Raw genomic sequence first — 19,384 nt, forward strand, 5'->3', positions numbered from 1 at the left:
TTAATTGTTAAAACGGTGTATTAATTGTTAAATGTGTATAGGTTGTATTTCATTAGATTTATATGTGCTTGATCCCTTTTAAGGCACATAATTATGAATAAAATATACCGTTTAGTCTGGAATAAAAGTCTAAGTTTATGGACCGTTGTTTCTGAAAATGCACGAGGCGTCACAAAAAAACGTAATGTGACTACAATTCAAACAGTTACGGAACTCACGTCCTCATCTCTTCAACAAAATAATAAACTCTTGAAGCTTAAGCCAAGCTTAATTGCACTGACCATCAGTACAGTGTTTTTGAGTACTGGTGCCTTTGCAGGAGCGAATATGGGTGGGGGTACATCCAACCAAGGCTCCAGTACTGCGATTTCACCGACCAATGACCAATGTGGTAGTGCTGGACAGGCGACTGTCAATGGTATGCCAAACAGCGTCGCGATTGGTTGTGGTTCGCGCGTTAACCAAACCAATAATCAGGTACAGGGTATTGCACAACGTCGCGGTGGTGGATCCAGTGAACCATACCCTGATGGCACGGCGAATCATGTTCCAAGCGCAGTAGCAATCGGCAATAAAAATGTGACAGGAGCGGGTGGCGGTGTTGCTATTGGTAATGCTAATGAATCGAACGCAACTTTCGCCAACGTTGCGATTGGTCAGGGTAACCGTGCGATTGGTGGCGGTTTTGGTACTGCATTGGGTATTGGTAACTTAACAGATGGAAGCTCCAACGTTGCGATTGGTGTCGCTAACCGCGCGCGTGGTAATACTGCGATTGCACTAGGGCGTCAGACGTATGCTGAGGCAGACTTTGCGATTGCACAGGGGAACACTGCAACTGTAGCAGCAGGTGCTACCGGTGGTATCGCGATGGGTAATGCTGCGACCACCAAAGGTGTGCGTGGTATTGCGATTGGTAGTGGGACGGGTGGTGCAAACTACGATGCCACCACAGCAGCAAATGCCGATGGTGCTGATTCGGTTGCGATTGGTACTGGCGCAAAAGGTACAGGAGATGGTTCAACGGCTGTTGGGCGTCAAGCGATTGCTTCTGGTGAAAGTTCAACCGCAATGGGTGATAAAGCGAAAGCGGAAGGAAATGGTGATGTTGCAATTGGTACAAATGCATATGCAAAAGGCCCTAATAATTTATCAGCCACAGCAGTAGGTCGTAACTCACATGCAGAAGGTGAGGATGCTTTAGCTGTCGGAAATAGCGCAAAAGCAACCGCCAATTATGCAGGTGCTTTCGGTAACTTTGCCCAAGCATCAGCTCAAAATGCAATGGCAGTAGGTAACTCAGCCAAAGCATCAGGTGATTTCTCAAGTGCATTTGGTAATTTCTCAGAAGCTGCGGGCCTACAGTCAGTTGCAAGTGGTAACCGGGCTAAAGCAACTGCCGACTACTCAAGTGCCTACGGTAATTTAGCAGAGGCTTCTGGTATTCAATCGACAGCATTGGGTAATGGTGCAAAATCAACCGGTCTTCGTTCAACTGCTGTGGGGCATGTTGCAACAGCTTCTGGTGCTGACTCCGTTGCGACAGGTCCAAACGCTCAAGCAATAGGTGATTCAACGATTGCAACAGGGAATAATGCTCAAGCGCAAGGTGAGAATGACATTGCAATCGGTCGTGATGCTGCAACGTCAAGTGGCACAACTGACAACATCGCGATTGGTCATGGTGTGACTACAGGAGACACAGGCCAAAATGTGGCAATGGGTTCAGGCACAACCAGTGCCAATGCGGCTTCTTCAGAAGGTGGCGCAGTTGCAATTGGTCGTGATCAGGTCGCACGTGGTGATGGTGCAGTTGCGATTGGTGATCCGAACAATGCCAATGGTAATGGTGCAGTTGCACTCGGTCGAAATAATACTGCGGCAGGTAATGATGATGCGACAGAAGCTGCAAATGGCGCGATTGCAATTGGTAATGAAAACAAGGCGATTGGTCAAGGTTCAGTTGCCTTGGGTAACGCATCTACAGCAGCAGAAGCAGGTGCAATTGCCTTAGGTGACTCAGCAAATGCACAAGCAGCGCGAGGCATTGCTTTAGGTTCAAATGCTGTTGCGACTAATGCGGATGATGTTGCTTTAGGTGCAGGTAGCGTTACTTCTACAGCAACAGGTGACAGTTTCTTAACTGGAATAGCCGCACCAAGCTCTGTGGTTTCTGTTGGATCGGCAGGCAATGAACGTCGTATTCAACATCTTTCTGATGGTGCAGAAGACACTGATGCCGTAAACGTTCGTCAATTAAAACATGTGAAAGGCGTGGTGGATGAACAGGGTGAAAGCACAGCCAATGCGTTAGGTGGTGGTTCTACTTATGACCCTGAAACAGGGGCCGTTTCAAACCCAAATTATAATATTAATGGCAACGACATGAATAATGTCGGTGATGCTTTAGCTGAGTTGGATAAAGGCTGGACATTACAAAGCAATGGTGAAAATGCCGATGCAATAAAAGCTGGCGATACTGTTGATATTGGTACCGCAGATGGAGAAGAAAACTTACAGGTTGAGAAAGAAGGCAACAACATTAAGTACAGCCTGAATCGTGACCTGAAAGTGGATAGCGTGACTGCTGGCGATACCGTAATGAACACAGACGGTATGACCATTGCGGGCGGCCCAAGTGTCACTAAGTCAGGTATCGATGCAGGTGGTAACAAAATTACCAATGTTGCAGAAGGAACAGAAGGCACAGATGCAGTTAACAAAGACCAGTTAGACAGTGCAACAACGGCAGCAAAAACTGAAGTTGAAGCTGGCAAAAATATGACTGTTGAAAGTGAAACGGGTGCTGATGGACAAACCATTTATACCGTTGCGACAGCTGATGATGTTGAGTTCGATTCAGTCAAAGTTGGTGATGTTAGCATTGATGGTGCAACAGGCAAAATCACAGGTGTGACTGCTGGTGATGTCAATCCAGACTCAACCGATGCGATTAACGGTAGCCAATTGGCAGGTACAGCACAAAGCGTATCGGATGCCTTGGGTGGTGGTTCAACTGTAAACCCAGACGGTACAGTGACTGCACCAAATTACAATATCAATGGCACTGACGTGAACAATGTCGGCGATGCTTTAGCTGAGTTGGACAAAGGCTGGACATTACAAAGCAACGGTGAAAACGCCGATGCAATAAAAGCAGGTGATACCGTTGATATCGGTACAGCAGATGGTGAAGAAAACTTACAAGTTACAAAAGAAGGCAATGACATCAAGTACAGCCTGAACCGTGATCTGAAAGTGGATAGCGTGACTGCAGGCGATACTGTGATGAACACAGATGGTATGACCATCGCAGGTGGTCCAAGTGTGACCAAGTCTGGTATTGATGCAGGTGGTAATAAAATTACCAATGTTGCAGAAGGAACAGAAGGCACAGATGCTGTTAACAAAGACCAGTTAGATCGTGAAACGGCAGCAGCGAAAACCGAGGTTGAAGCTGGCAAAAACATGACTGTTGAAAGCGAAACGGGTGCCGATGGACAAACCATTTATACCGTTGCAACAGCTGATGATGTTGAGTTCGATTCAGTCAAAGTCGGTGATGTGAGCATTGATGGTGCAACAGGCAAAATCACAGGTGTGACTGCTGGTGATGTCAATCCAGACTCAACCGATGCGATTAACGGTAGCCAATTGGCAGGTACAGCGCAAAGCGTATCAGATGCCTTGGGTGGTGGGTCAACTGTAAATCCAGACGGTACAGTGACTGCACCGAACTACAGTGTAAATGGCACTGATGTGAACAATGTCGGTGATGCGATTGCGGAGTTGGACAAAGGCTGGACATTACAAAGCAATGGTGAAAATGCAGCTGCGGTGAAAGCAGGCGATACCGTTGATATCGGTACAGCCGACGGTGAAGAAAATCTACAGGTTGCGAAAGAAGGCAACAACATTAAGTACAGCCTGAACCGTGATCTAAAAGTGGATAGCGTGACTGCTGGCGATACGGTCATCAACAACGAAGGATTAACCATTGCGGGTGGTCCAAGCGTGACCAAAGACGGCATTGATGCAGCAGGTAATAAAATTACCAATGTGGCTGATGGTGAAGTGGCAGCTGGTTCTAAAGATGCAGTCAATGGTGGTCAGCTCAATGACAGCGTGGGTTCTGTCGGTGACATGCTTGGTGGAGGTGTAACCAATGAAGGCGGTAAGCTAAACGGTCCATTCACAGTGAATGACAATGGCTATGCCAACGTTGCAGATGCGATTGAAGGTGAAACAGCAGCAGCAAAAACCGAGGTTGAAGCTGGCAAAAACATGACCGTTGAAAGTGAAACAGGTGCAAATGGACAAACCATTTATACCGTTGCGACAGCGGATGATGTTGAGTTTGATTCGGTTAAAGTTGGCGATGTCAGCATTGATGGTGCAACAGGCAAAATCACTGGCGTGACTGCAGGTGATGTCAATCCTGATTCAACTGATGCGATCAACGGAAGTCAATTGGCAGGTACAGCGCAAAGCGTATCAGATGCCTTGGGCGGTGGTTCAACGGTAAATCCTGACGGCACAGTGACTGCACCGAACTACATGGTGAATGGCACTGACGTGAACAATGTTGGTGATGCGATTGCCGAGTTGGACAAAGGCTGGACACTACAAAGCAATGGTGAAAATGCAGCTGCAGTGAAGGCTGGCGATACTGTTGACATTGGCACAGCAGATGGCGAAGAAAACTTACAGGTTACAAAAGATGGCAATGACATCAAATACAGCCTAAACCGTGACCTGAACGTAGATAGCGTAACAGCTGGCGATAGCGTGATGAACACAGATGGACTAACCATTGCGGGTGGTCCAAGTGTCACTAAAGATGGCATTGATGCAGCGGGTAATAAAATCACCAATGTGGCTGATGGCGAAGTTGCTGCTGGTTCTAAAGATGCTGTCAATGGCGGTCAGCTCAATGACAGCGTGGGTTCAGTTGGTGACATGCTTGGTGGAGGTGTAACCAATGAAGGCGGTAAGCTAAACGGTCCATTCACTGTGAATGACAATGGCTATGCCAACGTTGCAGATGCAATTGAAGGTGAAACAGCAGCAGCGAAAACCGAGGTTGAAGCTGGCAAAAACATGACCGTTGAAAGTGAAACGGGTGCCAATGGACAAACCATTTATACCGTTGCAACAGCGGATGATGTTGAGTTCAATACAGTTAAAGTTGGTGACGTGAGCATTGATGGTGCGACAGGCAAAATCACAGGTGTGACAGCAGGTGATGTCAATCCTGATTCAACTGATGCCATTAACGGTAGTCAATTGGCAGGTACAGCACAAAGCGTATCGGATGCCTTGGGCGGTGGTTCAACCGTGAATCCTGACGGCACAGTGACTGCACCGAACTACACAGTAAATGGTGACAGTGTTAATAATGTCGGTGATGCAATCACTGCATTAGACAAAGGCTGGACATTACAAAGCAATGGTGAAAATGCAGCTGCGGTTAAAGCTGGCGATACCGTTGATATTGGTACAGCAGATGGCGAAGAAAACTTACAAGTCGCGAAAGAAGGCAATGACATCAAGTACAGCCTGAACCGTGACCTGAAAGTGGATAGCGTGACTGCTGGCGATACCGTGATGAACACAGATGGTATGACCATTGCTGGTGGCCCAAGCGTCACTAAAGATGGCATTGATGCTGGTGGTAATAAGATCACTAATGTTGCACCAGGCGCTGTTAGCCCAGACTCAACTGACGCGATTAATGGTAGTCAGTTAAACGCACAAGGCGAAGGTGTGAGAGACATTATCGGTGGTGACACTGTTTATGATCCAGAGACAGGTCGTTACACCAACCCGAACATCGGTGGTACAGGTCAAGACAACATCAATGATGCGATTGGTTCTATCGGACAAGCAGCACGTGAAGCGAAAACAACGGTTTCAGAAGGTGAAAACATTGTTGTTACTGAGTCTAAGAATGCTGATGGCAGTACCAACTATGAAGTTGCGACAGCACGTGATGTGAACTTTGATTCGGTGCAAGTGGGTGACGTGAACATTGATGGTGCGACAGGCAAGATCAGTGGCGTGACAGCAGGTGATGTCAATCCAGACTCAACTGATGCCATTAACGGTAGTCAATTGGCTGGTACAGCGCAAAGCGTATCCGATGCATTGGGCGGTGGTTCAACTGTCAATCCAGATGGCACAGTGACTGCACCGAACTATACGGTGAATGGTAGTGATGTCAACAATGTGGGTGACGCGATCACCGCATTAGACAAAGGCTGGACACTACAAAGCAATGGTGCAAATGCAGGAGCAGTAAAAGCGGGTGATACCGTTGATATTGGTACAGCAGATGGCGAAGAAAACCTACAAGTCACTAAAGATGGTAATGACATTAAGTACAGTCTGAACCGTGATTTGAAAGTAGACAGCGTAACTGCAGGCAATACCCGTCTGGATAACAGTGGTGTTGAAGTGAAAGATGCTGTGGGTAATTCAACCACGATGGTGGCTGGTGGCACTATCGTTAAAGATGCACAAGGCAACAGCACGGCAACGACAGCTGCTGGCACGACCATCAAAGATGCTCAAGGTAATAGTACGATTCTGAATGGTACTGGTCTGGCATTTACAGATGCATCAGGTGCACCAGTTGGGCCAAGTGTGAGCCGTACAGGTATCGATGCGGGTGGTGAGAAAATTACTAATGTGGCTGATGGTGAAGTTGCTGCGGGTTCTAAAGATGCAGTCAATGGCGGTCAGCTCAATGACAGCGTGGGCTCAGTCGGTGACATGCTTGGTGGAGGTGTAACCAATGAAGGCGGTAAGCTGAATGGTCCATTCACAGTCAATGATAATGGCTATGCCAACGTTGCAGATGCGATTGAAGGTGAAACCGCGGCAGCAAAAACCGAGGTTGAAGCTGGTAAAAACATGACCGTTGAAAGCGAAACAGGTGCAAATGGACAAACCATTTATACCGTTGCGACAGCGGATGATGTTGAGTTTGATTCGGTTAAAGTTGGCGACGTGAACATTGATGGCGCAACAGGAAAAATCAGTGGTGTGACTGCGGGCACGGTGAGTGCAGATTCAACTGACGCGATCAACGGTAGTCAATTACACGCACAAGGCGAAGGTGTGAAAGACATTATCGGTGGTGACACTGCTTATGATCCAAACACAGGTCGTTACACCAATCCAGACATCGGCGGTACAGGTAAAGACAACATCAATGATGCGATTGGTGCCGTCGGTGCTGCTGCAACGAAAGCGAAAACCACAGTGACCGAAGGTGACAACATTGTTGTGACTGAATCAACCAATGCTGATGGCAGCACCAACTATGAAGTTGCAACTGCAAAAGACTTGGTTGTAGATAGTGTGACTGCGGGCGATACCGTTGTTAATACAGATGGTCTAACCATTGCGGGTGGCCCAAGTGTGACCAAAGAAGGTATCAATGCTGGCGATAAGAAAATCACAGGTGTTGCAGCAGGTGATGTAAATCCAGATTCAACTGATGCCATCAACGGTAGCCAATTGGCAGGTACAGCACAAAGCGTATCGGATGCATTGGGCGGTGGTTCAACTGTAAATCCAGATGGAACAGTGACTGCACCGAACTACACCGTGAATGGTGACAGTGTTAATAATGTTGGCGATGCGATTACGGCATTAGACAAAGGCTGGACACTCCAAAGCAATGGTGAAAATGCAGCTGCGGTGAAAGCAGGCGATACCGTTGATATCGGTACAGCAGATGGCGAAGAAAACTTACAGGTCAGCAAAGAAGGCAATGACATCAAGTACAGCCTAAACCGCGATCTGAAAGTGGACAGCGTCACTGCAGGCGATACCGTTGTTAATACCGATGGACTAACCATTGCAGGTGGTCCAAGCGTGACCAAAGAGGGCATTGATGCAGGCGGTAAAAAACTCACCAATGTTGCCCCAGGGACAGTGAGCCCAGACTCAACCGATGCCATCAACGGCAGCCAGCTTCATGCCCAAGGTGAAGGTGTGAAAAACATCATTGGTGGGAACACCACCTATGATCCGAACACCGGTCGCTACACCAACCCGAACATCGGTGGTACAGGCAAAGACAACATCAATGATGCCATTGGCGCAGTGGGTGATGCAGCGAAAGCAGCGAAAACCACAGTGACCGAAGGCGACAACATCGTTGTCAGCGAAACCAAAAATGCCGATGGCAGCACCAACTATGAAGTTGCCACTGCCAAAGACGTGAAGTTCGACAGCGTGACCTCAACCGATGACGAAGGCAACGAAACCGTCCTCACTGCCAAAGGCACCCAAGTCAAAGATGGCGAAGGTAACGAAGCAGAATACGGAGCCAAAGGCATCACCCTTCAAGACAAAGACGGCAATGGCACGATTCTGAATCAAGGAGGTCTCAGCTTCGTTGATCCAATGGGCAACAACATCGGACCAAGCATTACTGCAGGCGGCATTAATGCAGGCAATACCGTGATTGGTGGTGTCGCAGCAGGCCGAGTTGCCGCGGATTCCCAAGACGCGATTAACGGTGGACAACTCAGAGGCGTATCGGACAGCGTTCGGGATGCAATCGGAGGCAATACTAAAGTCAATGACGATGGCACGATTACGACAGGCAATGTGGGTAACACAGGCAAAGATAACGTTCATGATGCGATTGACTCAGTTCGCGATGCAGCAGAAAAAGCCAAATCGACGGTGAGTGAAGGCAAAAACATTGTGGTGAAAGAAAGTACCAATGATGACGGCAGCACCAACTACGAAGTATCGACTTCCCCAGATATGGAAGTGGACAGCATTACTGCTGGCGATACCCGAGTAGATGGCGATGGCTTATGCGTGCATTGCATTTAATAGTCAGGCAAATACAGAAGCTCAAGTTGAGCTGGAACAATCTCAGGAAATCACTTTCCCAGAAATAAACAAGAGTTATCTGAAACAGGTGAAACGTTATGAATATAACGATGTTGCTCGTTTAGATGTCGGACTGAATAAGGATCAGCTTCGCCATCTGCTTGGAAATCCTCATTTTAATGAAGGATTGTTTGCTGTTAAAACATGGAATTACGTGTTGGATATTCGTGTACCGAATACACAGGATTATAAACGGTGTGAATTACGTATTGATTTTAATAAAGAATATATTGCTGAGCGTCTATCTTGGAAAGAAGATGGGTGTCAAGGGGTGATGAGTTAGTATTTTTAATTCAGTTGAATACATTGCTTATGGTTTATTGAAACAAGACAGGCCAATAAGATTGCGCTTTTATATCAATAAGCCATAAGTGTTGAGGATTTATTTTAATAAGAATCTGAATTATATAAATTAAATATATTTATCATCGTTTTGTTCTACATGAAAGTGAATGTACAGTTCATTATATTTTTATTTAATTTTCCTAAAATGTTTGTTCTGTTGTTCTAAACTGTTTAAGATCGATTTTAAAAGTCTGTTACGCTTTAGTAAGAGATGAAAATGAGATAAATAATATGTTTCATACTTTTTCACATAGTGAAAAAAATATAAAGCTGCATATTATTGAAATTGGAAATAAAGAGCTAAAACATGCAGTTATCTTTTTTCTATTAGAGGTGGAGACCTTTTTTTCTATAATTAATAAATTATCTTTAGATTATTTTAGAGTGGTATTGATCTATCGATGTGATGTGTTAAGTCGGGAGTTTTTACTTAAGGAATTTGAAAAAAGCATTAAATATTTACTTGATCATCTCAATATGGAAAGTACGCATTGTATTCTAGAGTCAGGTCTTGATGATATTTATAAAACTTCATTGTGCTCAAGGCAGATATTTGATTTTACGACGGTTTGTAAAACCTTTAATGAGTTCAGTATCGAGGATTTTTTTAGATTATATCCACGAGGACACAAAGACTCTGTTGGTTTTATTGAAAAGGTAAATGAACAAATCAATGAGACATTGTCAGAAGGAGAGCCTTATCTATTCAAAGTTGCAAAAAAAATGAGATTAACACCACGAGTGTTATCTAAAAAAATAATCACTGAGGGCGAAGAATTTAAAGCGCTCGTCAAACAAAAAAGATATGAAAAAGCATTAATTTTACTGCAAGATAAAGATGTGAGCCTATCTGATATCGCTTATACGTTAGGTTACACAGAGCACAGCGCATTTACACGTGCTTTTAGGGGTTGGACAGGGTGCTCACCTGGCCAATTTAGAAAGTATTTCAGGTAACTATTGTGAGGTGTATAAATTTGGATATTAGGGATCTAAAAGCTTTTATATACGTTGTTGATAATCAATCAATAACGATTGCTTCAGAGAAGTTAGGCGTGAAGCAATCAACAGTCACCAAGCGCATTTATAATGTTGAAGGAAAAGTAAAAGGTGCGCTACTAAATAGAAAAACGCGCCCCCTGCAGTTGACACGGTTAGGGGAAAAAGTTTACTTCAAAGGATGCTTTATCTTAAAGCAATTAGAATTACTCAAAAGTTTTCACTATGAAAACAATGAAATTTTTGAAAAAGTAGTAAAGATTGGAATACCACAAACACTGATTGATGATTTATTAGATACCGTTATCTATGAGTCGAAACAGGTGACTCATCTCTCTGAAATTGATATTTCGAGTGGTTGGGGACGTAGTCTGGTTCAACAAATTCACGAGGGTGAAATTGATCTGGCTGCATTGATGATTCCATCAAATCTCCAGCTTCCGGAAAATATAAATTTCTCAAAGATTGGAACACTTCCTTTTGTGATTGTGGGTAAAAAAGGAGAAGCTTATAAATATAATAGTTTGGAAAAATGTAGTAAAAAAGGTTGGATTTTACATCCAGAAGGATGTTGCTTCAGAGAAAGTTTGGCTAAAGTTTTATACGATAAGCAGTTAGGATTTTATATCAACAAAGAAATCTTTGGCGTTGAATTTCAATTACAAAGTATTTTGAAAGGTGAAGGCTTAGGTGTCTTTCCTAAACCTTTTTTCGACAAATTCGCATTAGAAAATAGTGATTTAGAAGTTATTGAGTTAAATGATTTTTCTCTACATTTAAATGTTGGTGTCGTGATCTCTCAGTATATAGGCATTGATCAAGCCGATTCTTTTATTAAAATCATTAAAAAACATTATTTTAATGATAATTAAGTAAACGGTATAAAAGTATACCTAAGAGACTGATTACGTTATCCATCGCTAAAACAAGCCATTATTCTGGAATAGCATCATCTTTTAAAGTTTACACAACATATTTAAAAAGCCCTTAATGTATAAGGGCTTTTTTTTAGAAAATAACGTTATATTCTATTAAAAAGATAATAAAAAATTCCTTAAAGATCCTTTTGATAGTCATTAATCACTTCAAGTGCTGCTCTAAAGGCTTCCTGAGTTGCAGGTGCGCCGCAATATGGCAGGCTATGTAACAAGACTTCCTGAATTTCCTCAACACTGGCGCCATTGTTTAAAGCTCCACGAATATGTCCTTTGAGTTCAGTTGGACTTTTCAGTGCGGTTAAAAAAGCGATTGTCACCAGAGAGCGATATTTACGTGGTAATACACCTTCGCGTTGCCAAGTTGATCCCCAAGCATGTTCATTAATCCAGTCTTGTAACGGTTGTGTGAAAGGTACGGTATTGTCCTGTGCACGCTTTACAAATGATTCGCCCATAACTTCAGTACGAACTTTTAATCCATTTTCAAAATCTTGTTGTGACATATTTTTTACTCTTTTAAGAATGCAACAGAAGAGATGATGTTTCGAAACCTACTTCATCCTAACTGAATCAGGCGATAAGCTAAAGTCATCGTGTTTGACTGAGGATTCTCAAGTTAGATGATAGATATTCTGCAAAGAAGATGATGAGCCATTGAAGATCAGCAGGGGTACACTTGTGGATAAATGAAGACATATCCACATTGGATGGAGTGCTAAATAGAAGATTTTAATTTAAGGCGGAAATAGGATTGATATAAAAGGTGAAGTTAAGCGATTTCCGTCAGCCCCACTTGATGATAAGCACGATTAAAATAAACCAGACTTTGATCATGATGACTTTTCTGAATCGCCACAATACGACAAATAAAGATGGTATGGGTTCCGACTTCTTGAATCTGCTCGATTTCACAATCAAAATTGACCAGCGCATCTTCTAAGACTGGTGCACCTGTTTCTAATTCTGTCCAGATACCATGTTTGAATCTTTCTTCTGGGCTTAATCGGGATGAAAACGCTTTAGAAATATGTTCATGCTGAGCGCTTAACACATTTACGGTGAGGATTTTATTTTCCACAAAATGTGTATGGGAACTCGATGCTTTATTCATGCAGACCAATAATGTCGGTGGCGTGTCGGTAACGCTACACACAGCAGAGGCCGTGAATCCATAACGACCAGACAGGCCAGCCGTGGTAATGACATTGACGGCACTGGTTAATAAAGACATTGCATTTCTAAAGTCTGTCGCTTCAATCATCACTTTATTCCCAAATTGAACCTAATCTTTTGAAGAAGCCAAGGGCTAGCTGATGTAACCCTTTAGCCATCAAGAGATTGGTAAATATTAAGCTGATAGCTCTTTTCGAACGATTTCTGCACCTGCACTTAAGGCATGCAGTTTACCTGTCGCGACGCGACGTGATAAAGGTGCCATACCACAGTTAGTTGAAGGGTAGAGCTTGTCTGCATCAACAAACTGAAGTGCTTTGCGGAGTGTATTGGCAACTTCTTCAGGTGTTTCAATCTGATTGGTTGCAACATCAATCGCACCGACCATCACTTTTTTGCCGCGAATCAGTTCAATCAGATCCATTGGCACACGCGAGTTCTGACACTCGAGTGAGATGATATCGATTTTAGATTGTTGTAACTTCGGAAAGGCTTCTTCGTATTGGCGCCATTCTGAACCGAGTGTTTTTTTCCAGTCGGTATTGGCTTTGATGCCGTAACCGTAGCAAATGTGTACGGCCGTTTCACATTTCAGCCCTTCCAGTGCGCGCTCTAAAGTCGCCACACCCCAGTCATTTACTTCATCAAAAAATACATTAAATGCAGGCTCATCAAATTGAATAATATCGACGCCAGCAGCTTCTAGTTCTCTTGCTTCCTGATTTAGGATTTTGGCAAATTCCCAAGCCAGTTTTTCACGGCTTTTATAGTGACCATCATAAAGTGTATCAATCATGGTCATTGGGCCAGGCAGTGCCCATTTGATCGGTTGATTGGTTTGCTGGCGTAAAAACTTGGCATCTTCAACAAACACTGGTTTTTGACGAGATACGGCACCGACGACGGATGGCACGCTTGCATCATAGCGGTTACGGATTCGGACTGTTTCGCGTTTTTCAAAGTCGACCCCATCAAGATGTTCAATGAAGGTGGTAACAAAATGTTGGCGGGTTTGCTCGCCATCGCTGACAATATCAATCCCTGCATGGCGTTGTTCTTGTAAGGACAGACGCAATGCATCCTGTTTGCCTTCAATTAATTGCTCATCTTGCAATTTCCAAGGTGACCAAAGTTTTTCTGGCTCTGCCAGCCAAGAAGGTTTCGGTAAGCTGCCAGCAGTTGAAGTCGGTAATAATATTTTCATAATCAATAATCTTGTTTATCTAGGTGAATAAAGTAATTAGTTTGCAGCCCATTGCTGAAGAATCGTTTGATAAGGCTTGATGAACTGTTCTTCAGTAAATTTGCCTTGTTTAATCGCCAACTGGCTGCGTTCTTCCCGGTCATAAACAATACGTGTTAATGAATAGTCCTGATGCTTTAAGCTTGGCTGGTAGGTTTTTCCTGCTGCCGAATTCGCGTTATAGATTTCTGGACGATAAATTTTCTGGAAAGTTTCCATCGTACTAATGGTGCCGATCAGTTCAAGATCGGTGTAATCATCAAGCAGATCCCCGCGATGATAAAACGCTAACGGTGCAACGCTATTTGGCGGCATGAAATAGCGAACCTTCAAGCCCATTTTCTCGAAATATTGATCCGTTAAAGAATATTCATCTTGTTGATATTCAACTCCCAAGACAGGATGCTGATTTGCAGTTTGATGATAAGTCTTACTGCTCGAAACGCTCAGGCAAATTACAGGAGATTTCTGGAAATTACTGCTATACGTTTTTGAGTCCAAGAATGATTTAAAGATTTTCCCATGTAGCTCGCCATAGTTTTCTGGAAGGCTAAATTGCGGTTTATCTTTATTATGTTCTAGCAGTAATACGCTAAAATCATAATCACGGACATATGAGGAAAAATTGTTTCCTACGATGCCATCAATGCGTTGATTGTTTTTATGATCAACAATATTTGTTTTCAGGATTTCAATGGTAGGGAAGGTCTCACCTTTGCCTTCAACATCAATATCAACTGAAATAATTTCAAGCTCAACAGAATAACGGTCTGCTGTCGGGTTATCCCAATGCGCCAGACTATTAAAACGATTGTTAATCATCTTTAAGGTATTGCGCAGATTCTCTTGACGACTTTCACCTCTCGCCAGATTGGCAAAGTTGGTGGTGATACGCGTATTGTCTGAGGGCTGATAGTTTTCATCGAAACTAATGCGCTTAATCGTAAATGTAAACTCTTTGCTCATGATGATCTGATACCCTAATTTCTGAGATAAAACCTTATTTCTGTGTTGCCCTTTCTGGATGTTCCAATTTTTTGGATCTTCCCAGTCAATCGGATTTTCAGTCTGTTCTGATGTTTGCCGAAGCAGTTCCATCAGAATCAACCCTCAGATTGTCTCGTATGAAGAGCATGAGCTAATTTATACTTGAAACATGACATGAATAAAAATGATTTTGTTTCAATGAAAAGTGAGTAAAATTCATGTTTGTGTGTTTCATTAAGCGTAGCGGGCATTTCACGACGATAGCGTGCCCATAATTTGAAGCCATTGAACCCAAAATTATTCTAAGGTTTACTTTCAAAGCGTATCACTTATAATTTCAGGCCAGCAGTATTTGCCTGACTTCTTCCTTTTTAAATCTCTTTCATTATGTCTTTATTTTCTCAGTGTTTAGAGCAGAAACGATTCTGTATTCTGGTGGAATATCTTTGCTCTAAGCGTGATACCTTGGCTGTAACACAAAGTCTGGCTGGCTTTCCGGCAATGATGACTTTGGCCGATCGCGTGCACAGTGACGAAGATCCAGCGCCATTAGAATTGGCACAAAGATATTCTTTTGAGATTGAAAAACTTCTACATTTTTCAGGTAAAGGGCGGGATATTAAAGAATTTGAACACTTTCTCGATCAGGCCGAGCAGCAGGGATATCACAATCTTCTTTTATTAACTGGAGATAAACTGAAGAACCATAATTTTGGGCGGGAAATTCCTACACAACGCTCTCGTTATTTAGAGTCTGTGAGTGCTGTGATGGCAGCTAAACAACGGCATGTGTTTAATATTGGAGTGGCTTTTAATCCATTTAAATATACTGAGGCTGAGCGGGATGCCCAATATCTAAAACTGCATAAAAAGATAAAAGCGGGTGCAGATTTTCTGATTACTCAGCTTGGATTTGATCTGGATTGTCTTCAGCACAGCCAATCCTTTATCTCTCAGAATTATAAACAATTTCCTTTAATTGCCTGCGTGATGCCACTGACCTTAAAACGTGCGCAATTTATGGTGAAAAATCAGGTTGCTGGACTGGTGATTGCTCCACATATTGTGGATGTTCTTGAGCGTGAGTATGCGGCGGATCCTGTTCAGGCGGAAGCAAATGTCTACGCGCGTTGTGCATTGCAGATCCTGATCTGTAAACATCTCGGTTATGTTGGTGTACATTTATCGGCTTGTCATAAGCCACAAGAACAACAGAAACTGGAACAGTTTTTAAAGCAATTTGAAAACTGGTCTTTAGAAGCTTGTGAAAAAGCATGGAAAGAGCTGTGGAAAATGGATTCAGGGCTTGAGCTTAAACCTGAGCTGTCCACTTTTTCAAAACCTGTTTCCCAGATCCAAATCCTTAAATATAAGAAAATGCATTTAATGCACCACATTTTTTTTGCTTCTCAGGCTGCCTTAGGCGTTGGACGTTTTATTTTTAAAGCCAATTTCTGGAATAAACCGCGACCGCAGCATCTTTTATTGAAAATGGAACATTGGAGCAAACAACAGCTGGTGGGTTGCGAAAGCTGTGGTCACTGTCGACTGGATGACACGCTTTATATCTGCCCTGAAACCTGCCCTAAAGGTCTCGCCAATGGTCCATGTGGAGGCACAACCTTAGACCGATGTGAATTTGGGGATCGTGAATGTATCCATTCGGTCAAAGCCCGATTGGCAAAAAGCATAGATCAAACCGAGGTTTTAAGAAGCAAATTGATCCCAGCGATTTCAATTGAAACCCGCTATACCAGTTCATGGAAAAATTGGTTTAGAAATTCAGACTTAAACTGATGAGAGTTATTTGTATTTATTGGTTGATCCATTCTGAAATGATCTGAGCCAATTGTTCAGGCTGCTCAAGGGGGATCATATGTCCAGAATTTTCGATTACTGCTAATTTTGAATCACGAATTTTATGAGAAAGCTCCAGTGCTTCTTCTTTTGAGCGGAGTTGATCTTGAGCAGCAGAGATAATAAGTGTTGGGCAGCTTATTTTATTGATATCTCGACATTTTCTGTTTAATAGAGATTGCCTTACGAAAGCCTCATAACCAAGGTTGATCCCCATTTTTTGAATACGTTTGATGAGCAGCTTATTTTGTGCATCCGCTGGATGGAGGGTTTTGGCGATAGAAATTGAACTCAAACCATGAAATTTTTCTTTGGTGCTGAGTCGAATCGCGGTGAGCTTTTGTTGTTTTTGTTCTTTTGTGTCAGGTCGTAAAGATGAGGCAATAAGAATTAAGCTAGAAACTTTCTCTGGAAATTGTTCAGTTAAAGATCGGGCAATATAACCGCCTAATGAAAACCCGACGAGTATAAATTCCTTAGGCGCATCTTTTGCAATGTTCTGAGCAATTTCAGTAATTGTCTCACCCTGTAATAAATTGGCTCTCCTGATATTCCATGTTTCCGGGAGCAGTGGAGCAAGTTCATCCCAAAGTGATTCGTCTAACATAAAGCCGGGAATGAGCACAATGGATATGCTTTTTTGATTCATTGGATTGAGGTCTTACTTATTTTATTCAGTATTATCTAAATCGATAGAGTGAGCAACTTGGAGAATGTTAGCTCAGGATTGAGTTTATGGTGCTCCGCTTAGAGCGATAGGTATAGGGTTACTCGAGTTCCAGTTGATGATCGTCTTTGGTCACTTTAATTTTTAGTTTTTTATACTTACGTTTATTGGGATCAAGGGCTGAGTTTTTGATTTCATTTGCAAAACTTTGATCTTGCATCAGCTCTGTATAGGCTTTATAGCCAAGTAGGATTTGAGTCGGTTGAGAGCCATTTCTTATAAAATAATGGTCAATCATCGCATTTAGCTCAGCTAAAAGTACTGATTTACTCACTCTTATGTCCTTAAAGATTTTTAGGCAAAGGGAGTATATGACTAAAAAATTCTGCTGAATATAAAGTGAGCTTTTGATGATGAGATTGTCATAAAAGGTTAATAAATAAGGTGGATTTTAACTGTGATGTGGATAACTCAAGATCTATCAACAATCAATCAATATCTTCTCTAAATCTGCTACAATTGCGCCAATTTTGAATTACCACTTTTTCAGTTCAAGTACATATTTATAAATGTGTACATAACTGTGTACATATTGAAGATTTTCCCTATGTTTAAAGAGCAATTAGCTAAAGAAGTCGCGAGCCGCAGGACTTTTGCGATCATTTCCCACCCCGATGCGGGTAAAACCACCATGACAGAAAAACTGTTGTTATGGGGTAAGGCAATTCAGGTTGCGGGTATGGTAAAAAGCCGTAAGTCTGACCGTTCTGCCACATCCGACTGGATGGAAATGGAAAAAGAGCGTGGCATCTCGATTACCACGTCAGTGATGCAGTTTCCTTATAAAAAGCACACGATCAACTTGCTGGATACGCCGGGACATGAAGACTTCTCGGAAGATACATACCGTACCTTAACGGCGGTTGACTCTGCATTGATGGTGATCGACGGTGCAAAAGGTGTCGAAGAACGTACCATTAAATTGATGGAAGTGTGTCGTATGCGCGACACGCCAATCATTTCATTCGTGAACAAAATGGACCGTGAAATCCGTGAGCCATTAGAGTTACTGGATGAAATTGAAAATGTTCTAAACATCCGTTGTGTACCAATCACATGGCCTTTAGGTATGGGACGTGACTTTGCAGGTGTATATAACCTGCTTGAAGACAAGCTTTATGTCTATAAGGCTGGTTTTGGTTCAACCATTACCGATATCGATGTGCGTGATGGTTATGATCATCCAGATATCCGTGAAAAAGTGGGTGAGTTGGCATGGGCTTCTTTTGAAGAATCTCTTGAGCTGGTTCAAATGGCCAATGAACCACTAGACCGTGAATTATTCTTACAAGGCAAACAAACACCTGTGCTTTTTGGTACCGCATTGGGTAACTTCGCGGTTGACCATGTTTTGGATACCTTTATTAACTGGGCACCAGAACCAAAAGCGCATCCAACCCAAGAACGTGTGGTTGAAGCGAAAGAAGAAGGTTTTACTGGCTTTGTCTTTAAGATTCAGGCCAATATGGACCCGAAACACCGTGACCGTATTGCCTTCATGCGTATTTGCTCAGGTAAATATGAAAAAGGCTTGAAAATGAATCATGTACGTATCGGTAAAGACGTGCGTATTAGTGATGCATTGACTTTCCTTGCGGGTGAACGTGAGCATCTGGAAGAAGCTTGGCCAGGTGATATCATTGGTTTGCACAACCACGGTACGATTCAGATTGGTGATACCTTTACCAGCGGTGAAAACTTACACTTTACCGGTATTCCACACTTCGCACCTGAAATGTTCCGCCGTGTACGCTTAAAAGATCCTTTGAAATCGAAGCAATTGCAAAAAGGTTTGAAAGAGTTATCTGAAGAAGGTGCAACACAGGTGTTTATGCCACAAATCAGTAATGACCTGATTGTTGGTGCAGTCGGTGTGTTACAGTTTGATGTGGTCGCATATCGCTTAAAAGAAGAATATAAAGTGGACTGTATTTATGAGCCTGTGAGTGTTCATACGGTACGCTGGATTCACTGTGATGATGACAAAATCTTGAATGAGTTTAAGAAAAAGGCGCACGATCAGCTTTCTGTTGATGGTGGCGGTCACCTAACTTATTTGGCACCAAGCCGTGTAAACTTGCAGTTGATGCAAGAACGTTGGCCTGATATCCAGTTCCGTAACACACGAGAACACTAAATTGCATAAAAACAGCTTCTAATCAGAGGCTGTTTTTAATTGAACGATCTAAAAATAAA

11 protein-coding genes and 1 pseudogene are annotated in these 19,384 nt (G+C 42.9%); 6 read left to right on the forward strand and 6 right to left on the reverse strand.

Annotated elements, in window-relative coordinates; genetic code table 11:
• Positions 1 to 93 precede the first annotated feature (93 nt).
• From PJ15_RS13480 to PJ15_RS13495, 4 genes and pseudogenes are all read left to right on the forward strand, one after another.
• Positions 94 to 8,859: an ESPR-type extended signal peptide-containing protein gene (locus PJ15_RS13480; protein ID WP_052138600.1), complete on the forward strand. Its 8,766-nt coding sequence runs from the start codon at positions 94 to 96 to the stop codon at positions 8,857 to 8,859.
• Positions 8,828 to 9,199 (forward strand): annotated as a pseudogene (locus tag PJ15_RS13485) (outer membrane protein assembly factor BamE); the annotation flags it as partial. The gene PJ15_RS13480 and the pseudogene PJ15_RS13485, both read left to right, overlap by 32 nt.
• Before the next feature lie 296 nt (positions 9,200 to 9,495).
• Complete coding sequence (locus PJ15_RS13490) at positions 9,496 to 10,221, forward strand: helix-turn-helix domain-containing protein (RefSeq protein WP_047431641.1); 726 nt, start codon at positions 9,496 to 9,498, stop codon at positions 10,219 to 10,221.
• 20 nt (positions 10,222 to 10,241) lie between these two features.
• Positions 10,242 to 11,135: a LysR family transcriptional regulator gene (locus PJ15_RS13495; RefSeq protein WP_004774579.1), complete on the forward strand. Its 894-nt coding sequence runs from the start codon at positions 10,242 to 10,244 to the stop codon at positions 11,133 to 11,135.
• A 182-nt stretch (positions 11,136 to 11,317) separates the two neighbouring features.
• Here the strand turns inward: PJ15_RS13495 and PJ15_RS13500 are convergent, their stop codons facing one another.
• The 4 genes from PJ15_RS13500 to PJ15_RS13515 all read right to left on the reverse strand — a co-directional run bounded on the left by PJ15_RS13500 (position 11,318) and on the right by PJ15_RS13515 (position 14,583).
• Positions 11,318 to 11,704 (reverse strand): carboxymuconolactone decarboxylase family protein, encoded by a 387-nt coding sequence (locus PJ15_RS13500; RefSeq protein ID WP_047431644.1) that lies wholly within the window; start codon positions 11,702 to 11,704, stop codon positions 11,318 to 11,320.
• Between the two features lie 266 nt (positions 11,705 to 11,970).
• The gene (locus PJ15_RS13505) at positions 11,971 to 12,462 is read right to left on the reverse strand and encodes a flavin reductase (protein ID WP_047431645.1); all 492 of its coding nucleotides are present in this window, start codon (positions 12,460 to 12,462) and stop codon (positions 11,971 to 11,973) included.
• 87 nt (positions 12,463 to 12,549) lie between these two features.
• Complete coding sequence (locus PJ15_RS13510) at positions 12,550 to 13,578, reverse strand: methionine synthase (protein WP_004774583.1); 1,029 nt, start codon at positions 13,576 to 13,578, stop codon at positions 12,550 to 12,552.
• 36 nt (positions 13,579 to 13,614) lie between these two features.
• The gene (locus PJ15_RS13515; protein WP_032810990.1) at positions 13,615 to 14,583 is read right to left on the reverse strand and encodes a DUF1852 domain-containing protein; all 969 of its coding nucleotides are present in this window, start codon (positions 14,581 to 14,583) and stop codon (positions 13,615 to 13,617) included.
• Positions 14,584 to 14,991: 408 nt separating this feature from the next.
• On the opposite strand from PJ15_RS13515, the gene PJ15_RS13520 reads away from it, so the two are divergent.
• Positions 14,992 to 16,401, forward strand: a complete 1,410-nt coding sequence (locus PJ15_RS13520; protein ID WP_081402773.1) for a methylenetetrahydrofolate reductase C-terminal domain-containing protein — start codon at positions 14,992 to 14,994, stop codon at positions 16,399 to 16,401.
• 16 nt (positions 16,402 to 16,417) lie between these two features.
• Here the strand turns inward: PJ15_RS13520 and PJ15_RS13525 are convergent, their stop codons facing one another.
• Together PJ15_RS13525 and PJ15_RS18735 are read right to left on the reverse strand one after the other, a co-directional pair.
• Positions 16,418 to 17,110 (reverse strand): alpha/beta fold hydrolase, encoded by a 693-nt coding sequence (locus tag PJ15_RS13525; RefSeq protein WP_047431648.1) that lies wholly within the window; start codon positions 17,108 to 17,110, stop codon positions 16,418 to 16,420.
• Between the two features lie 118 nt (positions 17,111 to 17,228).
• The gene (locus PJ15_RS18735) at positions 17,229 to 17,462 is read right to left on the reverse strand and encodes a hypothetical protein (RefSeq protein ID WP_016542013.1); all 234 of its coding nucleotides are present in this window, start codon (positions 17,460 to 17,462) and stop codon (positions 17,229 to 17,231) included.
• 273 nt (positions 17,463 to 17,735) lie between these two features.
• On the opposite strand from PJ15_RS18735, the gene PJ15_RS13535 reads away from it, so the two are divergent.
• Entirely contained in the window at positions 17,736 to 19,325 is a 1,590-nt protein-coding gene (locus PJ15_RS13535; RefSeq protein ID WP_005255155.1) for a peptide chain release factor 3, read from the forward strand.
• The last annotated feature ends 59 nt before the right edge of the window (positions 19,326 to 19,384 follow it).

Source organism: Acinetobacter sp. neg1 (genome assembly GCF_000788125.1).
Classification (GTDB): Bacteria; Pseudomonadota; Gammaproteobacteria; order Pseudomonadales; family Moraxellaceae; genus Acinetobacter; species Acinetobacter vivianii.